Raw genomic sequence first — 13,349 nt, 5'->3', positions numbered from 1 at the left:
TTTTAATAATTTTAGGAATCGCGTATTAGCTTGCTTTTCTGATTAGATAAACTTATAACCATAAGTTCAGGAGAGCCCTCAAGACGACCTTTGAGAGGCTTAATGTCAAGTCCTGTCGAGTCTGTCACCAGCGCATCTAAAGCCTTAACAATACGCACTTGATCATCCAGTTGCATCCGTTATAAATACCGCTGTGCTGATTTTAGGAGAATGTAGTCAGTCACTTTTTTCTCCGAACAGCTTCAACTTAAGTTCTTTTGAGGAGATTCCCCGATCGCGCCCCGCGAAATAATCTGCCAATGCTGCTTGACTTTCCGCTATCTCTTGGGCTGAAACCACCTCATCATCGCCTTCAACTTCCACCCCCTGATGAACGATCTTTCTCAATTCCTCTAATAATCGGAGTTGGTCAGACAGGGCGAGGCCTTGAACTTGAGTCAGTACCTCATTATAAGTCGGCATAGACTTTTTACTGGTATTTTTTAGCTCTAACTCTAATATATACTGATTTTGGCAGGAAGTGCGATCGCCCGTTTCTTCCCCAAGTGCGATCGCCCTTATCTTCCCCAAATTGCGATCGCCCTTCAGTTAATCATAAATTTCTCTCCGGTGTCCAATCTGGTGAATAGTAATCACCTTTAAATCATCATCAAAAGAATAAATTACCCGATAATCACCCACTCTTAACTTAAAGAAACCTGCCAGATTAGCCGACAACGGCATAGGAGTAATTTGTTCAAAATTTTCAGCCAACCAATTGATTTTATTACCTACACGCTCCTGCACAGCCTGAGTCAATCTTTCTTGGTTAACCAGAGCTTCTGCTGTCAACTCAACCGAATAGCTCATTACGATTTAATGCCGAGTTTTTGATAAACTTCCCCAGGTTCCACGCTACTTTCTCCTGCTTGTTTGCGCTTCATTGACTCTAACAATTTTAGTTTGACTTCTTCCTTAACTTCTAAACCTGCATCAGCATCGCCAAAATATTCTTCTAAACACTGTTCCACGGTATGCCGAATTAAGTCCCGCAGTTGCTCAACTGTCATGTCTTTGACTTGCATCTTAATCTCCTAGTCTGTGGGATTATCAATAAATTATAGCAACTTTAGTAGAGAGAGAGGGAAAAGCGATCGCCCTTTGCTTTCCAACACCAAACTAATTAACACCCTATTTAAGCGGTTTTCTAAACCGATATCCATCAGGTTCTACAACCACAAAAGCCCCTTTTAGTTCTACTTCCGAGTAATTTTCAATAACTCCTGCTAGTTCCTTATGAACTTCATTCACCATTTTAGGTAAGACTCGAAGATAAATCACACCTGTTCCGATCGCCCTCACAAAAACAAGATTTCCGTAATCTCTGTCTCGCGTAACCAGGATGCGATTTTCTGCTTGCGCTACTCTCAGTATTTCTTCATCACTTGCTTGCGCTAGACCCATTTGAGCGACAACAATTACATCATGTCCTGCATCAATCAAAAACTTTGTGGTGACAGCATACACATCTTGATCGATCAGAAATTTCATAATTTAAGCTAATGCCAAATGCACATCTTCAGCCGCCACCAGTGCGATCGCATACCGCAAGCACGCCCGAATATCATCCATTTCCAGATCGGGATAGTAGTCTCGGATAATTTCTCCAAAAGAAAGCCCTTCATTTAGTAATTCGAGAACGCTCTGTACAGTAATGCGCGTACCCACTATGCAAGGCTTACCGAAGTGAATTTGAGGGTTGACGGAGATTCTGTCCATTTTGACCACAGAGCTATATGTCTCTTCTATTTTAAGTCATCAGGTAGGCGATCGCAACTTGTCTCTTTTCACCAGGAAGCCGATCGCCCTGATCTTCCCAAAGTACGATCGCCATTATCTTCCAAAAGCGCGATCGCCCTGATCTTCCCCAAAGTGCAATTAAACTTGACCAGGCAAATCCAAGGCAATTAATAAAGCTTGATTCAGCAGAAGTATTGCTTCATCACTAAGCATTCCTCGTAAACTCAATAAACGAGATTTAGATAATACCCGTATTTGATCTGCCATAGCGATAGAATCGTTAGTTAATCCACCGTCGGGAGCTTTAATTAATACCTGAGTGGGATAAACTCGTTTACCAGTTTGATAAGTAGTGCAGGGAATAGCCAAAACTACAGGCCTATATGTATTGATTGAAGCTCGACTAACGATAATAACAGGACGGGTTCCTTCTTGTTCAGAACCCTCAACAGGTTAAAGTCTAGCATCATAGACTTCTCCCCGGTTCATACAGGAGATTCTCCCAATTGCAACACTTCCCAACTCGCTACCGCAAACTCAGCCTCCATCTGTAGCACTTGAGCTTGATACTCTGGATCTTGTACCATTTCAATCAGTGCTGCATCAATTTCCGATCGTTTACCCTGAGTTTGGGTTGTTACCCGATCGCGAATCAATGCTGACAATACTTCTAAAAGCTGCTGTTGCTCGTCAGGAGTGAGATTTTGAGCCTGACTCAGTACCTCGCTATAAGTAGACATAGGCTTTATGTTGAGATTTTTGGGCTGATTGTTATTATAGCAATTTAGGATCGAAGGAAGTGCGAGCGCCATTATCTTCCCAAAGTGCGATCTGGTTATGCTATATTATAAGTAGATACGTTTTGTAGATACACAATCATGCAGTTTGAATGGGATGAAAATAAAAACGCCCAAAATCTCAAAAAACATGGCATTAGCTTTGAAGAAGCTCAAGAAATCTTTGACGGAATCGTTTTTAATGCCATTGATGAGCGTTTCGACTACGGAGAAATCCGAGAAATCAGTATTGGTGCCATACAAGGTGTCGTTATCGTCACCGTAGCGCATACTGAAAGAAATGGAGCTATCCGCATCATCTCTGCAAGAAAAGCCACTCGTCAAGAAAAAAATACCTACTATGACTATCTCGCCCAAACGACTTGAAGAATTAGAAAATATTCCCGAATCCGCAATCGATACGTCTGATATTCCTGAATTAGATGCGAATTTTTGGGCAAAAGCAAAACTCGTAACACCACTGACAAAACAAGCTATTTCTTTAAGAGTTGATAGCGATGTATTAGATTGGTTTAAAAGCCAAGGAAAAGGCTATCAATCTCTAATGAACGCTGTGCTGCGCTCTTATGTTGAACATCACGTAAAAAGCAGTGAATAAATAAATGTGCGATCGCCCTTATCTTCCCAAAGTACGATCGCCCTTATCTTCCCAAAGCGCGATCGCCCCTCTCTTCCCATCCAAAAATAATCGCTCAAATTCTCAAATTCTCCAACACTAAAACCGTTAACCCCGGCAAAGAAGGCAACCGCGCATCATTTGTCAAGAAAAACGAAGCACCCTCACGGATAGCTGTAGCCATTTGAATAGAATCGGGCGATCGCAAATTGTAACTTGCTCTCAGTTGGGCCGCTGTTTCAGCAATATCTGGAGTTAATTCAACAACAGTTAAACTTTCGTGATTGAGCAATATTTCACGATATTCTTGAGCCAATACAGTGTTTCTCTGTCGCAGGGGATGAACTAGCACTTCTACCAGCGTTACTGTTGATGTCACTATCCTAAAATCACCGCGATCGAACGATCTAAAGAAAACCCGCATCATCTCTAGATAGTTGGGATTTTTCTCCATATAGTAAATCAAAGGCGCGGTGTCTAATCCCACGACTTTTCCCTGTAACTGAGCTATCCATTCCATGAATCTCGTTCCTGATTCACATAGTCTTGAGCATCAATTCCATTCCAAATTTCCTCACCCAACCCTTCTAATTCTAAAATGCTCCGCTTAGGTTTAGGTTGAACTCGGTGACGAACATATACTAATAATTCAGAGATGAGGCGCAATTGCTCATCTGGTGCAAGTCTGAGAACCTGAGTCAGTACCGCGCTGTAAGTAGACATAGACTCTCGATTAATATTTTTGGGCTGACTGTTATTATAGCAATTTAGGATTGAGGGAAGTACGATCGCCCTTTTCTTCCCAAAGTGCGATCGCCCTTATTTTCCAAAAGTGCGATCGCTCATCTTTCTTAAGCCTCAAACGGGTTAATCAGTGTGAGTTCAGCAATCCACCGAAAATCCCCTACATTTCTTGTCACCAAAGTTCTGTCATATACCAAAGCTGTTGCCGCAATAATAGCATCCCCAAGTGTCATTCTCCTCATCTGTCGCAACAGCACTGCGCGATCGAGTATAGTGTTAGAAATTGGTAGAACCTCCACCACACCAAAGAATTCCTCCAAGTACAATCTATACTCTTCAGTTAGCCCATGATAACCCAATAGTTCAACGTAAGTTATTGCCGATACAACTATGTCATTTTCGCCAATAAAATGCCTAATCTGCGAGTTTTCTGGCTGGGAAGCGTAGATAATAATATCACTGTCTAGCAGCATTCATTATTCATCCCTACCTGGAAGTGGACGGTCTTGACGCAAATGTCGCTGCCATTTCACTGGATCGCTAATCTCAGCAAAGACATTATTTGCTGCAATTTTTTCCAATATTTCAACTATTCTCTGACGGCGCAACTCCCCACTTAAAGTCGATCGCTCTTCTTGTAAAGTAACGTAAACTCTTACAGGGCGATCGCCTTGTCTTGGAACCTCCTTAGCCCATTCCAAAAGGTTTCCCTTCAATATAGCCTCGAATATTCGTTGCATAGCTAATATCAAATATTCTTTATCTCTACTATTCTAACCCTTTTGAGCATTAAAGCTACTTGTTGGATTATACCAGATAGTCGCAAATTTGGCTCCTGCAGCCCCGATATTGCCGGCAGTGCGATCGCCCTGAACTTCCCCTGCATGGCAATTTAGTTTTGAGGAAGGTTGGCAGTAACTTTAATGTTATCACCTACGCTTCAAGCTCAGCACACTGAGAAAAAAGCTCGACAAAACCATCTGCAAACCGACAGTCAGGCAAGTGAGTGACGGTATAACCAAACGCAGAGTTTTTGAAGGGTCGAGAGTACCGAAAGCCGTTTCGCTCCAAATAGTTAATGACAAGAACGAGCCAACTATTCCGATTAAAATCAGCGTGAGTCCGACAATCAATCCTGTCTCTAGAGTGACATAGCGAAATATTTTGTTGAGTTTGGGGTCTTCGGGCAGCAGTTTTTCACTGATGGCAAAAACTTTGGTGAAAAAAGCGAAAGTTACTGCTTGAAAACCGATGATAATTGCGATCGCAGCATACAGCAGCGTGTGTACATCAAAGCTAATATTACCAATCTTTTGAGTACCAGGTAATAGCCAGATGCCCACAATTAGACCCCAAATTATCAGCGCCACACCCGGATACAAAAACAGCCACCGAGGACTGTAAAGCAGCAAAAATCTTAGGTGCCGCCACCCATCTCGCCAAGTTCGCAAGTGCGGCGGGCGCGAGCGTCCATCGGGAGAAAGTACGGTTGGGACTTCAGCTATCCGCAATGTGTACAGAGATGCTTTGACGACCATTTCGCTAGCAAATTCCATCCCCGTTGTTTGCAAGTCGAGTTTCAAAATTGAGTCTCTCCTAAAACCCCGCAATCCGCAGTGAAAGTCGCCGACTGGACTCGCGAAAAATAACTGCCCAACCCATGTCAGCACAGGATTTCCTAAATATTTGTGCAGCGGCGGCATGGCTCCAGGTTTGATGCCCCCTTGAAACCGGTTTCCCATTACTAAGTCGAAACCTTCTCGCAATTTGTTGACAAAAGCGCCGAGGTTTGAAAAATTGTAGCTGTCGTCAGCATCGCCCATGATAATATAAACTCCGCGCGCTGCGATGATGCCTCCCATCAGGGCGCTGCCGTAGCCTTTGGCTGCTACGGGCACGACTCTCGCTCCCATTCTGGTAGCGATAGCTTGAGAACCGTCAGTGCTGCCGTTGTCTGCTATGATGACCTCGCCGGCAATATCAAGTTCGCGCAGGAACTTCTGCGCCTTCTCGATGCAGATTTCTAAAGTTTCTGCTTCGTTCAGGCAAGGCATGAGTATCGATAGTTCTAGAGTGTATTCTCCGCTTGGATTGGTCTGCTCTACCATATATTTGTTCCAATCTCGATCGCGCTCGACCATACTTGATTTTCCCGTATCTCTGCTTAAAATATTAGTGGTGAATAAAACCTCACAAAACTTAATTAAAGTTTTTCAGGTTTTTGGTAACGGCAATTTTTGATTGTACTATAGGTGAGTAAATTTATGAATAGAAGCGTTTTTATGTTATTGCTTGCTGCAATATTGTGCGGCGTCGCAGGTCAATTTAGTCTGAAGGCAGGAGCTAAAATATTAGGGCCCATTGGCGCTGCTAATTTAATAGAAAAAATTATAGCAATGGCTACTCAGCCGTTGATAGTAGGTGGTCTTTCTTTGTATGCAATTTCTTCCATCGGCTTTATTGTAGTTTTGTCGCGGGCAAACCTTAGCATAGTCTCGCCTTTACTGTCAATTAGTTACCTGTTTACTGTTTTAGGCGGCAAACTGATATTTCACGAGCCTTTGCCGCCACTGCGGTTGGTAGGCGTGGCGCTAATTATGACAGGAGTAATTTTTGTACTCAGAGGTCAAGCAGGGGGAGTGACTGGGGGCAACTAGCGATCGCTTTTAAGATTGACGCTTGAGTGCTGAATTGATAACTTAGATCAAAGGGTGTATTTGAGCCTTGTGTTAGAAAGGATGCTGCTGTATGTCTAATATTCCTGAGCCTGTGAATCCCAATCAATTATTGAGCGATCGCACCGCAGTTCTTGCTACCATGCACGAAAAAGAACGGGTGATGGCTCCCGTTTTGGAACGAGAATTGAGCGTAAAGATTCTAGTACCTGCGGCACTTGACACAGACAGTTTCGGCACGTTCACCAGAGAAGTTAAACGCTTAGGAACACAAATAGAAGCGGCTCGCCAGAAAGCACAAAAAGCCCTAGAAATTACGGGCGAAACTCTTGCCTTTGCCAGCGAAGGTACTTTCGGCCCTCACCCAATGATGCCGTATCTGCCAGCTAACAGAGAAATAGTAATTTTATTAGATCGAGCCAACAATCTAGAACTCATCGGCGACTCTTTCTCGGTTGAAACTAACTACAGTCACGAGTTAGTTTCCAGTATAGAAGAAGCAGATGATTTTGCTAAAAAAGCGGGATTTCCCGAACATGGACTGGTGGTTATAGTTGGCGACGCTGCACTTGGTAACGGCGAAATTGTCAAGGGCATTAGGACAGAAAAACAATTTTTTGACGCTGTGACAGCAGGCTTAAGGAAATCGTCAACCGGCCGAGTTCATATCGAAACAGATATGCGGGCGATGTACAATCCAACTCGGATGAAAAACATCGAAAATGCCACTCTCGATTTAGTTAAAAAATTCAAGCAATTCTGCCCAGAGTGCGGTTGGCCGGGATTCGATATTGCTGAGATGAAAATCGGATTGCCCTGCGGACTGTGCTATTTGCCGACTCAGCTAGCGCGATCGGCAATCTATAAATGCAAAAAGTGCAGTTATACTAAAGAAAAACTATTTCCCGACGGTCGAGAGACTGCCGATCCTTCCCTTTGTCAATATTGCAACCCTTAGAAAAATAATTGCACAAAAATAGTAAAGTTTGCAACAATGTTATTGATAGTTCCCTAATTAAATTCACTAATGATAGCCATAGAAACAGAACGCAACTGGAAACCCGTTATTAAAGAATTTGAGGCTGTAGTTGGCAAAAATGGCGTCGTGCAGCGCCGCGAAGAATTGATTGTCTACGAGTGCGACGGACTCGCCAGCTACCGCCAGCGCCCCGCCGTGGCGGTATTGCCTCGAACTACCGAGGAAGTGGCGCAAGTGGTCAAAATATGCGATCGCAACTCAATTCCCTGGGTGGCTAGAGGCGCAGGAACAGGCCTTTCCGGCGGCGCTTTGCCTGTAGAAAACTGCGTGCTGATTGTCACTGCCCTGATGCGGAAAATCCTGAAAGTAGACTTAGAAAATCAGCAAGTAGTCGTGCAACCAGGAGTAATTAATAACTGGGTAACGCAAGCAGTTAGCGGCGCCGGTTTCTACTACGCGCCCGATCCTTCTAGTCAAATTGTTTGTTCGATTGGCGGCAACGTTGCCGAAAATTCTGGTGGGGTTCACTGCCTCAAATACGGAGTCACAACGAATCACGTTTTAGGATTAAAATTGGTACTTCCCGACGGTTCAATTGTCGATGTCGGTGGCGAAATTCCCGAAATGCCCGGTTACGATTTAACTGGTGTATTTGTCGGTTCCGAAGGCACTTTAGGAATCGCCACAGAAGTTACTCTGCGAATTCTCAAAGCGCCGGAATCGATTTGCGTTCTCCTAGCGGATTTTTCCAGTATAGAAGCAGCGGGCGAATCGGTTTCCGATATTATCAGCGCTGGCATTATTCCCGGCGGCATGGAAATTATGGACAACATCAGCATCAATGCTGTGGAAGATGTGGTAGCAACTGGATGTTATCCCCGCGATGCGGCGGCAATTCTACTCGTAGAAATCGACGGTTTAGAAGTGGAAGTTGCCACAAACAAACAGCGGATTGCTGATATTTGCAAGCATAACGGAGCACGAAATATCACCACGGCAAGCGACCCGGAAACGCGCCTAAAAATTTGGAAAGGGCGGAAAGCTGCTTTTGCGGCTGCGGGTCATCTCAGCCCGGATTATTACGTGCAAGACGGCGTAATTCCGCGAACGCAAATGGCTTATGTTTTGAAAGAAATTGAGGGTTTGAGCGAGAAATACGGTTATCGAATTGCCAATGTTTTTCACGCGGGAGACGGGAATTTGCACCCGCTGATTCTGTACGATAACTCGGTAAAAGGTGCGCTGGAAAAGGTGGAAGAATTGGGCGGAGAAATTCTCAGGCTTTGCGTGAAAGTTGGGGGAAGTCTTTCTGGGGAACACGGCATCGGTGCTGACAAGAAGTGTTTTATGCCGGATATGTTTTCCGAGGTAGATTTGGAGACGATGCAGTGGGTGCGTCAGGTGTTTAATCCGAAAGGTTTGGCGAATCCTGGGAAGATGTTTCCGACGCCGAAGACTTGTGGGGAAGCGGCGAGGGCTAAGGTTGAAACTTTTAAGAAGTTGGAGGGTGCAGAGGTTTTTTAATTCGCTATTTAGGCGGGTAATGTGAGCAGAAAAACACCCTGAAATTGTTTCTAGAATGGGGAGGCAGAGCCTCTAAGTATGCGTTCCCAGCCAGAGTCTGGGAACGAGAAAAAACGATTTTTCTCGTTTTTTAGGAATGCGAGCGTCCCGCTCGCTTGCTTGCCTATATATCAAGTTGGTAAGGTGCAGATTGCACATTCCGCACTAAGGTGCGATCGGAATTTTGATAGTAAATTCCGTGCCCTTGCCCAATTCCGAAGTACAATATAATTCGCCTTTGTGTCTTTCTACAATAATTTGATAGCTAATTGACAAACCCATTCCCGTGCCTTTGCCAATGGGCTTGGTAGTAAAAAATGTATCGAATATCTGCTGTTTGACTTGCTCAGGTATTCCCGGCCCGTTGTCGGCAATTTTAATTTCTACAAAATTGCCGGCAACTTCCGTACCAATCCTAATCTGGCTGGGTTTTTCTGCCATTTCTTGACAATTTCGCCTACTGTTCGCATCCTCTAAGGCATCGATCGCATTGCTGAGGATATTCATAAAAACTTGATTGATCGGCCCAGCAAAACACTCAACAGTCGGCAATTCTCCGTATTGTTTTACAATTTGAATGGGCGGCTTTTCTCCGTTCCCTTTCAAACGGTGATTCAGAATTAACAGCGTGCTGTCGATACCTTCGTGGAGGTTAATGGGTTTCATCTGGGAATCGTCGTGCCGCGAAAAGTTCCGCAGCGACTGCACAATCTGGCAAATCCGCTCGACACCAACGCTCATTGAAGACAGTATTTTAGGTAAATCTTCAGCTAAAAAATCGAGATCATTTTTTTCTCTTGCCTGCTGAATTTCGGCGACGGGATTAGGATAGTGCTGTTGATAAAGTTCGAGGTGCCCAAACAAGTCTTGAGTATAATTTGTGAGATGAGCGAGATTGCCGTAAATGAAGCTGACTGGGTTGTTAATTTCGTGAGCGACCCCGGCAAGTAGCAATCCCAAACTAGACATTTTTTCGCTTTGAACTAATTGGGAATTAGTGGCTTTGAGTTGCTCAAGTGTGGCGGCTAGTTGAGCGGCTTGTTCTCTGCTTTGTGCTTCGGAATTATGCAAGGCTTCTTCGGCTTGTTTGCGCTCAGTGATGTCTCTCTGTACGCCAATAAAATGAGTTAATTTGCCCATGCGATCGCGCACAGGAGATATTGAGAAACAATTCCAGAAAGCGGTTCCGTCTTTGCGGTAATTCTTTAATATTACCTTGCATTCGCTTTCTGTTTGCAAGGCTTGGCGAATTATTTCTACTGCCGCCGGGTCGGTATCGCTTCCGTGCAAAAATCGGCCGTTTTTTCCGATTATTTCCTGTCGCCGATAACCTGTCATGCTTTCAAATGCGGGATTGCAATAAATAATTGGATTTTCGGGGTCAGTGGCGTCAGAAATCGTAACTCCGGTGCTAGTAGCTGCTATAGCTCGATCGTACAACCAAAGCATTTCTTCTGCGCGCTTGCGATCGGTAATGTCCCGCAGCGTAGCTAAATAAGCCATTTCTCCGTCCCATTCCGTTTCCACCACCCGCATTTCTACTACAGCATTTGCTTTTTGCTTGCGAATAGCTTCAACTTCTGTTTGCACGACGCGAGTTCCTGGTGCTTCTGTTTTTCCAACTTGGGGAATAATATCCGTCGCCATCTCAAGGTCGCAAGCTGAAACTTCTACTACTAAATTGCCAAAAAATGCTTGACCTAGAAGTTCCTCTGCCTTGCAGTTAAACAGCGCTTCTGCTGACGGGTTGGCAAAACACACAAGTCCTCGCTTGTTAACGATTGCGATGCCGTCGGCATTTTTTTCGATCACATTCCGAAACCGAGATTCGCTAGCTTTCAAATCCTGCTGTAGCTGTTCCATTGCTCGCTTCATCTGTTGCATTTCGCACAGACTAAGACTATAAGCTTCTGAAATGTTGGCCTGTGCCCAATTCTCGGCTCTTTTTTTGGGCATCTCTTGGTAGTCTGTTCTACTGCTCATACTTTGAGCAGTTTTTTTATGGTTCCTGCTAATATTAGTGAGCTTATTTTCTGGATCGGCTTCTTGAAAAAACATATTTCTACCCTACCCAATTATTTTTTACATTAAGGTGTTGCGATCGCCCAATTTTCCCGGAAGTTTAGGGAGAGAGCAATTTACACCCGATGCTAGCACATTACTTTTAGAATTCATCATAAAACATCGTTGTTAAAATTCAAGAGCGATCGCACTATAATTATCTATTACGTTTTATTAAGTAATTTCAACAACATTGATACTTACGTAGTGAGAGTAATTGTGCAGGATCGATATGGCTTCAATCCCCCTTGCACTCACAAAATAATCAGTTCCACGCGCAAGTCCTAAATATTTAGAAGCCACTGGTCAGTATAAAATATTATATAGTTTTGACAAAAAATATGGACTAAAATAAGCGGACTCATCTTTAAAATGTTAAAAATAATCATAATTAGCCATTACCAAATCATGTCCCTGCCACCAGACTTGGTATAGAATATAACCTGTCTATTTTTGCGATCGCAACTTCAAACCAATGGCACGTCTAGCACTTCTGAGCACATCCAATAAAAGCGGGCTAATCGACTTAGCGCGCAGTCTAGTAGAAGAATTTGAATTTGACATAATTAGCAGTGGCGGGACAGCAACGGCCCTCAAAGAAGCAGGCATCCCAGTGACCAAAGTTGCGGAATATACTGGTTCTCCCGAAATTTTGGGAGGGCGAGTCAAAACACTTCACCCACGAATCCACGGTGGTATTTTAGCACGCCGCGATGTACCGGAAGACCTCGCAGACTTAACAGCAAATCAAATTCGGGCGATCGATCTAGTTGTAGTCAATTTGTATCCATTTGAAGAGACAATTTCTAAGCCAGGAGTTACTCTAGCAGACGCAATTGAGCAGATAGATATCGGGGGGCCAGCAATGTTGAGAGCCTCAGCCAAAAACCACGCTCATTTGACAGTTTTGTGCGACCCAGAACAGTACAATACTTATTTAAAAGAACTGCGGGAAAATGGCGGCGAAGCATCCTTAGAGTTTCGGCAAAGATGTGCGCTAGAAACCTTCAAACATACAGCCAACTACGATCGCGCGATCGCAACTTATCTCAGCAGCAGCCAATCCGCTGAAAAATCAGCGCTACCAGACGAGTTTAATTTATCAGGAAAAGAGTTGCAAACTCTCCGCTACGGCGAAAATCCCCATCAAGCCGCCACCTGGTATCAAAGCGGAAGTACACCGACAGGCTGGACGACTAGCACCATCCTGCAAGGCAAAGAATTAAGCTACAATAATTTAGTAGATTTAGAAGCAGCAAGGCGGCTGATCGTAGAATTCCCAGACACACCCGCTGCCGCTATTCTGAAGCATACAAATCCTTGCGGCACAGCCTTGGGAACAACTATTTCTGAAGCGTATCAAAAAGCCTTTGACACCGATTCAGTCTCAGCTTTTGGCGGAATTGTCGCCCTCAACCGCCCCATTGATGCTGCTACCGCAACGGCCTTAACTCAAACATTTTTAGAATGTATTGTCGCGCCGGGGTGCGAACCAGAAGCCGAACAAATTATCAAGAAAAAGGCGAAAGTTCGAGTATTAATTTTGCCAGATTTGACTCAAGGGCCGCCACAAACTGTTAAAGTTATTGCAGGCGGTTTGCTGGTGCAAGACTCAGATAATGTAGTAGAAGAAACTAGCAAATGGCGGGTTGTTACTGAGAAACAGCCGACGGCGGCAGAGTTGGAAGAATTGCTGTTTGCTTGGAAAGTAGCGAAACACGTCAAATCAAATGCGATCGTTGTGACGCGCGATCGCACTACAATCGGTGTCGGCGCCGGACAAATGAATCGCGTCGGCTCAGTTAAACTAGCATTGGAACAAGCAGGAGACAAAAGCAAAGGAGCGATTTTGGCTAGCGATGGTTTCTTCCCCTTCGACGATTCAGTCAAAACGGCGGCTGAGGCGGGAATAATTGCGATCGTCCAACCGGGCGGAAGTATGCGCGATCGAGATTCCATCGAAGCCGCCAACCAACTCGGAATCACAATGGTTTTCACCGACATCCGCCACTTCTTGCATTAGGAATAATACCTAAAGCAATTCTCAATTGTGTATTTTATTGTAGGGATACAATAGTGTTCGCGGGTGTCAACTTAAGTCGAAAAGCTTTCATAAATCTCGTTTCTCCCCGAGT

At 44.3% G+C, this 13,349-nt stretch carries 19 protein-coding genes and 1 pseudogene; 7 read left to right on the top strand and 13 right to left on the bottom strand.

Going from position 1 to position 13,349, the window contains the following annotated elements:
* Window positions 1-216: 216 nt before the first annotated feature.
* The 5 genes from QUB06_RS05170 to QUB06_RS05150 all read right to left on the bottom strand — a co-directional run bounded on the left by QUB06_RS05170 (window position 217) and on the right by QUB06_RS05150 (window position 1,758).
* Window positions 217-570 carry a hypothetical protein gene (locus QUB06_RS05170; RefSeq protein ID WP_333434394.1) on the bottom strand — a complete coding sequence of 118 codons (354 nt, stop codon included), beginning with the start codon at window positions 568-570 and terminating at the stop codon, window positions 217-219.
* Between the two features lie 18 nt (window positions 571-588).
* Window positions 589-849 carry a type II toxin-antitoxin system RelE/ParE family toxin gene (locus QUB06_RS05165; RefSeq protein WP_333434393.1) on the bottom strand — a complete coding sequence of 87 codons (261 nt, stop codon included), beginning with the start codon at window positions 847-849 and terminating at the stop codon, window positions 589-591.
* Window positions 849-1,064 (bottom strand): hypothetical protein, encoded by a 216-nt coding sequence (locus QUB06_RS05160; protein WP_333434392.1) that lies wholly within the window; start codon window positions 1,062-1,064, stop codon window positions 849-851. The genes QUB06_RS05165 and QUB06_RS05160 overlap by 1 nt, the downstream gene beginning before the upstream one ends.
* Before the next feature lie 106 nt (window positions 1,065-1,170).
* A complete protein-coding gene (locus QUB06_RS05155) occupies window positions 1,171-1,530 on the bottom strand; it encodes a DUF5615 family PIN-like protein (RefSeq protein WP_333434391.1) in 360 nt (119 codons plus the stop codon).
* A 3-nt stretch (window positions 1,531-1,533) separates the two neighbouring features.
* Complete coding sequence (locus tag QUB06_RS05150) at window positions 1,534-1,758, bottom strand: DUF433 domain-containing protein (RefSeq protein WP_194012749.1); 225 nt, start codon at window positions 1,756-1,758, stop codon at window positions 1,534-1,536.
* Window position 1,759: 1 nt separating this feature from the next.
* On the opposite strand from QUB06_RS05150, the gene QUB06_RS05145 reads away from it, so the two are divergent.
* Window positions 1,760-1,900: a hypothetical protein gene (locus tag QUB06_RS05145; protein ID WP_333434390.1), complete on the top strand. Its 141-nt coding sequence runs from the start codon at window positions 1,760-1,762 to the stop codon at window positions 1,898-1,900.
* A gap of 17 nt (window positions 1,901-1,917) precedes the next feature.
* On the opposite strand, the pseudogene QUB06_RS05140 reads toward QUB06_RS05145, so the two are convergent.
* Both QUB06_RS05140 and QUB06_RS05135 read right to left on the bottom strand, forming a co-directional pair.
* Window positions 1,918-2,220, bottom strand: a pseudogene (locus QUB06_RS05140) (type II toxin-antitoxin system PemK/MazF family toxin); the annotation flags it as partial.
* Between the two features lie 44 nt (window positions 2,221-2,264).
* Window positions 2,265-2,519 (bottom strand): hypothetical protein, encoded by a 255-nt coding sequence (locus QUB06_RS05135; RefSeq protein WP_333434389.1) that lies wholly within the window; start codon window positions 2,517-2,519, stop codon window positions 2,265-2,267.
* 138 nt (window positions 2,520-2,657) lie between these two features.
* Here QUB06_RS05135 and QUB06_RS05130 point away from each other — a divergent pair, with 138 nt between their 5' ends.
* Both QUB06_RS05130 and QUB06_RS05125 read left to right on the top strand, forming a co-directional pair.
* A complete protein-coding gene (locus QUB06_RS05130) occupies window positions 2,658-2,942 on the top strand; it encodes a BrnT family toxin (protein ID WP_332945908.1) in 285 nt (94 codons plus the stop codon).
* Window positions 2,917-3,174, top strand: coding sequence for a BrnA antitoxin family protein (locus tag QUB06_RS05125; protein WP_333234003.1), 258 nt, complete (start codon window positions 2,917-2,919; stop codon window positions 3,172-3,174). The genes QUB06_RS05130 and QUB06_RS05125 overlap by 26 nt, the downstream gene beginning before the upstream one ends.
* Window positions 3,175-3,268: 94 nt before the next feature.
* Here QUB06_RS05125 and QUB06_RS05120 read toward each other — a convergent pair whose 3' ends face one another.
* The 5 genes from QUB06_RS05120 to QUB06_RS05100 all read right to left on the bottom strand — a co-directional run bounded on the left by QUB06_RS05120 (window position 3,269) and on the right by QUB06_RS05100 (window position 6,077).
* Complete coding sequence (locus tag QUB06_RS05120; protein WP_333434388.1) at window positions 3,269-3,712, bottom strand: PIN domain-containing protein; 444 nt, start codon at window positions 3,710-3,712, stop codon at window positions 3,269-3,271.
* Window positions 3,700-3,915: a hypothetical protein gene (locus QUB06_RS05115; protein ID WP_333434387.1), complete on the bottom strand. Its 216-nt coding sequence runs from the start codon at window positions 3,913-3,915 to the stop codon at window positions 3,700-3,702. Before QUB06_RS05115 ends, QUB06_RS05120 begins: the two co-directional genes overlap by 13 nt.
* Window positions 3,916-4,043: 128 nt before the next feature.
* On the bottom strand, window positions 4,044-4,409 hold the full coding sequence (locus QUB06_RS05110) for a type II toxin-antitoxin system VapC family toxin (protein WP_333434386.1): 366 nt from the start codon (window positions 4,407-4,409) through the stop codon (window positions 4,044-4,046).
* A 3-nt stretch (window positions 4,410-4,412) separates the two neighbouring features.
* On the bottom strand, window positions 4,413-4,676 hold the full coding sequence (locus QUB06_RS05105; RefSeq protein WP_333434385.1) for a hypothetical protein: 264 nt from the start codon (window positions 4,674-4,676) through the stop codon (window positions 4,413-4,415).
* Between the two features lie 189 nt (window positions 4,677-4,865).
* Window positions 4,866-6,077 carry a glycosyltransferase family 2 protein gene (locus tag QUB06_RS05100; RefSeq protein ID WP_333434384.1) on the bottom strand — a complete coding sequence of 404 codons (1,212 nt, stop codon included), beginning with the start codon at window positions 6,075-6,077 and terminating at the stop codon, window positions 4,866-4,868.
* A gap of 123 nt (window positions 6,078-6,200) precedes the next feature.
* Here QUB06_RS05100 and QUB06_RS05095 point away from each other — a divergent pair, with 123 nt between their 5' ends.
* From QUB06_RS05095 to glcD, 3 genes are all read left to right on the top strand, one after another.
* Window positions 6,201-6,593: a transporter gene (locus QUB06_RS05095; RefSeq protein WP_333041483.1), complete on the top strand. Its 393-nt coding sequence runs from the start codon at window positions 6,201-6,203 to the stop codon at window positions 6,591-6,593.
* 91 nt (window positions 6,594-6,684) lie between these two features.
* A complete protein-coding gene (locus QUB06_RS05090; protein ID WP_333434383.1) occupies window positions 6,685-7,569 on the top strand; it encodes a DUF6671 family protein in 885 nt (294 codons plus the stop codon).
* Between the two features lie 69 nt (window positions 7,570-7,638).
* Window positions 7,639-9,114, top strand: a complete 1,476-nt coding sequence (gene glcD, locus QUB06_RS05085) for a glycolate oxidase subunit GlcD (RefSeq protein ID WP_333434382.1) — start codon at window positions 7,639-7,641, stop codon at window positions 9,112-9,114.
* 204 nt (window positions 9,115-9,318) lie between these two features.
* On the opposite strand, the gene QUB06_RS05080 is transcribed toward glcD, so the two are convergent.
* Window positions 9,319-11,211, bottom strand: coding sequence for a PAS domain S-box protein (locus QUB06_RS05080; protein ID WP_333434381.1), 1,893 nt, complete (start codon window positions 11,209-11,211; stop codon window positions 9,319-9,321).
* A gap of 478 nt (window positions 11,212-11,689) precedes the next feature.
* Between QUB06_RS05080 and purH the strand changes: the two genes are divergently transcribed.
* Complete coding sequence (gene purH, locus QUB06_RS05075; RefSeq protein WP_333434380.1) at window positions 11,690-13,237, top strand: bifunctional phosphoribosylaminoimidazolecarboxamide formyltransferase/IMP cyclohydrolase; 1,548 nt, start codon at window positions 11,690-11,692, stop codon at window positions 13,235-13,237.
* The last annotated feature ends 112 nt before the right edge of the window (window positions 13,238-13,349 follow it).

The organism is Microcoleus sp. D2_18a_D3, from assembly GCF_036702455.1.
Classification (GTDB): domain Bacteria; phylum Cyanobacteriota; class Cyanobacteriia; order Cyanobacteriales; family Microcoleaceae; genus Microcoleus.
This window is presented reverse-complemented; position numbering and strand designations above follow the sequence as displayed.

Coding starts and splice junctions, on each gene's coding strand:
- QUB06_RS05110 (WP_333434386.1), bottom strand. CDS start 4,409: ATGCTGCTAGACAGTGATATTATTATCTACGCTTCCCAGCCAGAAAAC.
- QUB06_RS05135 (WP_333434389.1), bottom strand. CDS start 2,519: ATGTCTACTTATAGCGAGGTACTGAGTCAGGCTCAAAATCTCACTCCT.
- QUB06_RS05115 (WP_333434387.1), bottom strand. CDS start 3,915: ATGTCTACTTACAGCGCGGTACTGACTCAGGTTCTCAGACTTGCACCA.
- QUB06_RS05125 (WP_333234003.1), top strand. CDS start 2,917: ATGACTATCTCGCCCAAACGACTTGAAGAATTAGAAAATATTCCCGAA.
- QUB06_RS05105 (WP_333434385.1), bottom strand. CDS start 4,676: ATGCAACGAATATTCGAGGCTATATTGAAGGGAAACCTTTTGGAATGG.
- QUB06_RS05165 (WP_333434393.1), bottom strand. CDS start 849: ATGAGCTATTCGGTTGAGTTGACAGCAGAAGCTCTGGTTAACCAAGAA.
- QUB06_RS05090 (WP_333434383.1), top strand. CDS start 6,685: ATGTCTAATATTCCTGAGCCTGTGAATCCCAATCAATTATTGAGCGAT.
- QUB06_RS05160 (WP_333434392.1), bottom strand. CDS start 1,064: ATGCAAGTCAAAGACATGACAGTTGAGCAACTGCGGGACTTAATTCGG.
- QUB06_RS05150 (WP_194012749.1), bottom strand. CDS start 1,758: ATGGACAGAATCTCCGTCAACCCTCAAATTCACTTCGGTAAGCCTTGC.
- QUB06_RS05095 (WP_333041483.1), top strand. CDS start 6,201: ATGAATAGAAGCGTTTTTATGTTATTGCTTGCTGCAATATTGTGCGGC.
- QUB06_RS05080 (WP_333434381.1), bottom strand. CDS start 11,211: ATGTTTTTTCAAGAAGCCGATCCAGAAAATAAGCTCACTAATATTAGC.
- QUB06_RS05155 (WP_333434391.1), bottom strand. CDS start 1,530: ATGAAATTTCTGATCGATCAAGATGTGTATGCTGTCACCACAAAGTTT.
- QUB06_RS05100 (WP_333434384.1), bottom strand. CDS start 6,077: ATGGTCGAGCGCGATCGAGATTGGAACAAATATATGGTAGAGCAGACC.
- glcD (WP_333434382.1), top strand. CDS start 7,639: ATGATAGCCATAGAAACAGAACGCAACTGGAAACCCGTTATTAAAGAA.
- QUB06_RS05120 (WP_333434388.1), bottom strand. CDS start 3,712: ATGGAATGGATAGCTCAGTTACAGGGAAAAGTCGTGGGATTAGACACC.
- purH (WP_333434380.1), top strand. CDS start 11,690: ATGGCACGTCTAGCACTTCTGAGCACATCCAATAAAAGCGGGCTAATC.
- QUB06_RS05130 (WP_332945908.1), top strand. CDS start 2,658: ATGCAGTTTGAATGGGATGAAAATAAAAACGCCCAAAATCTCAAAAAA.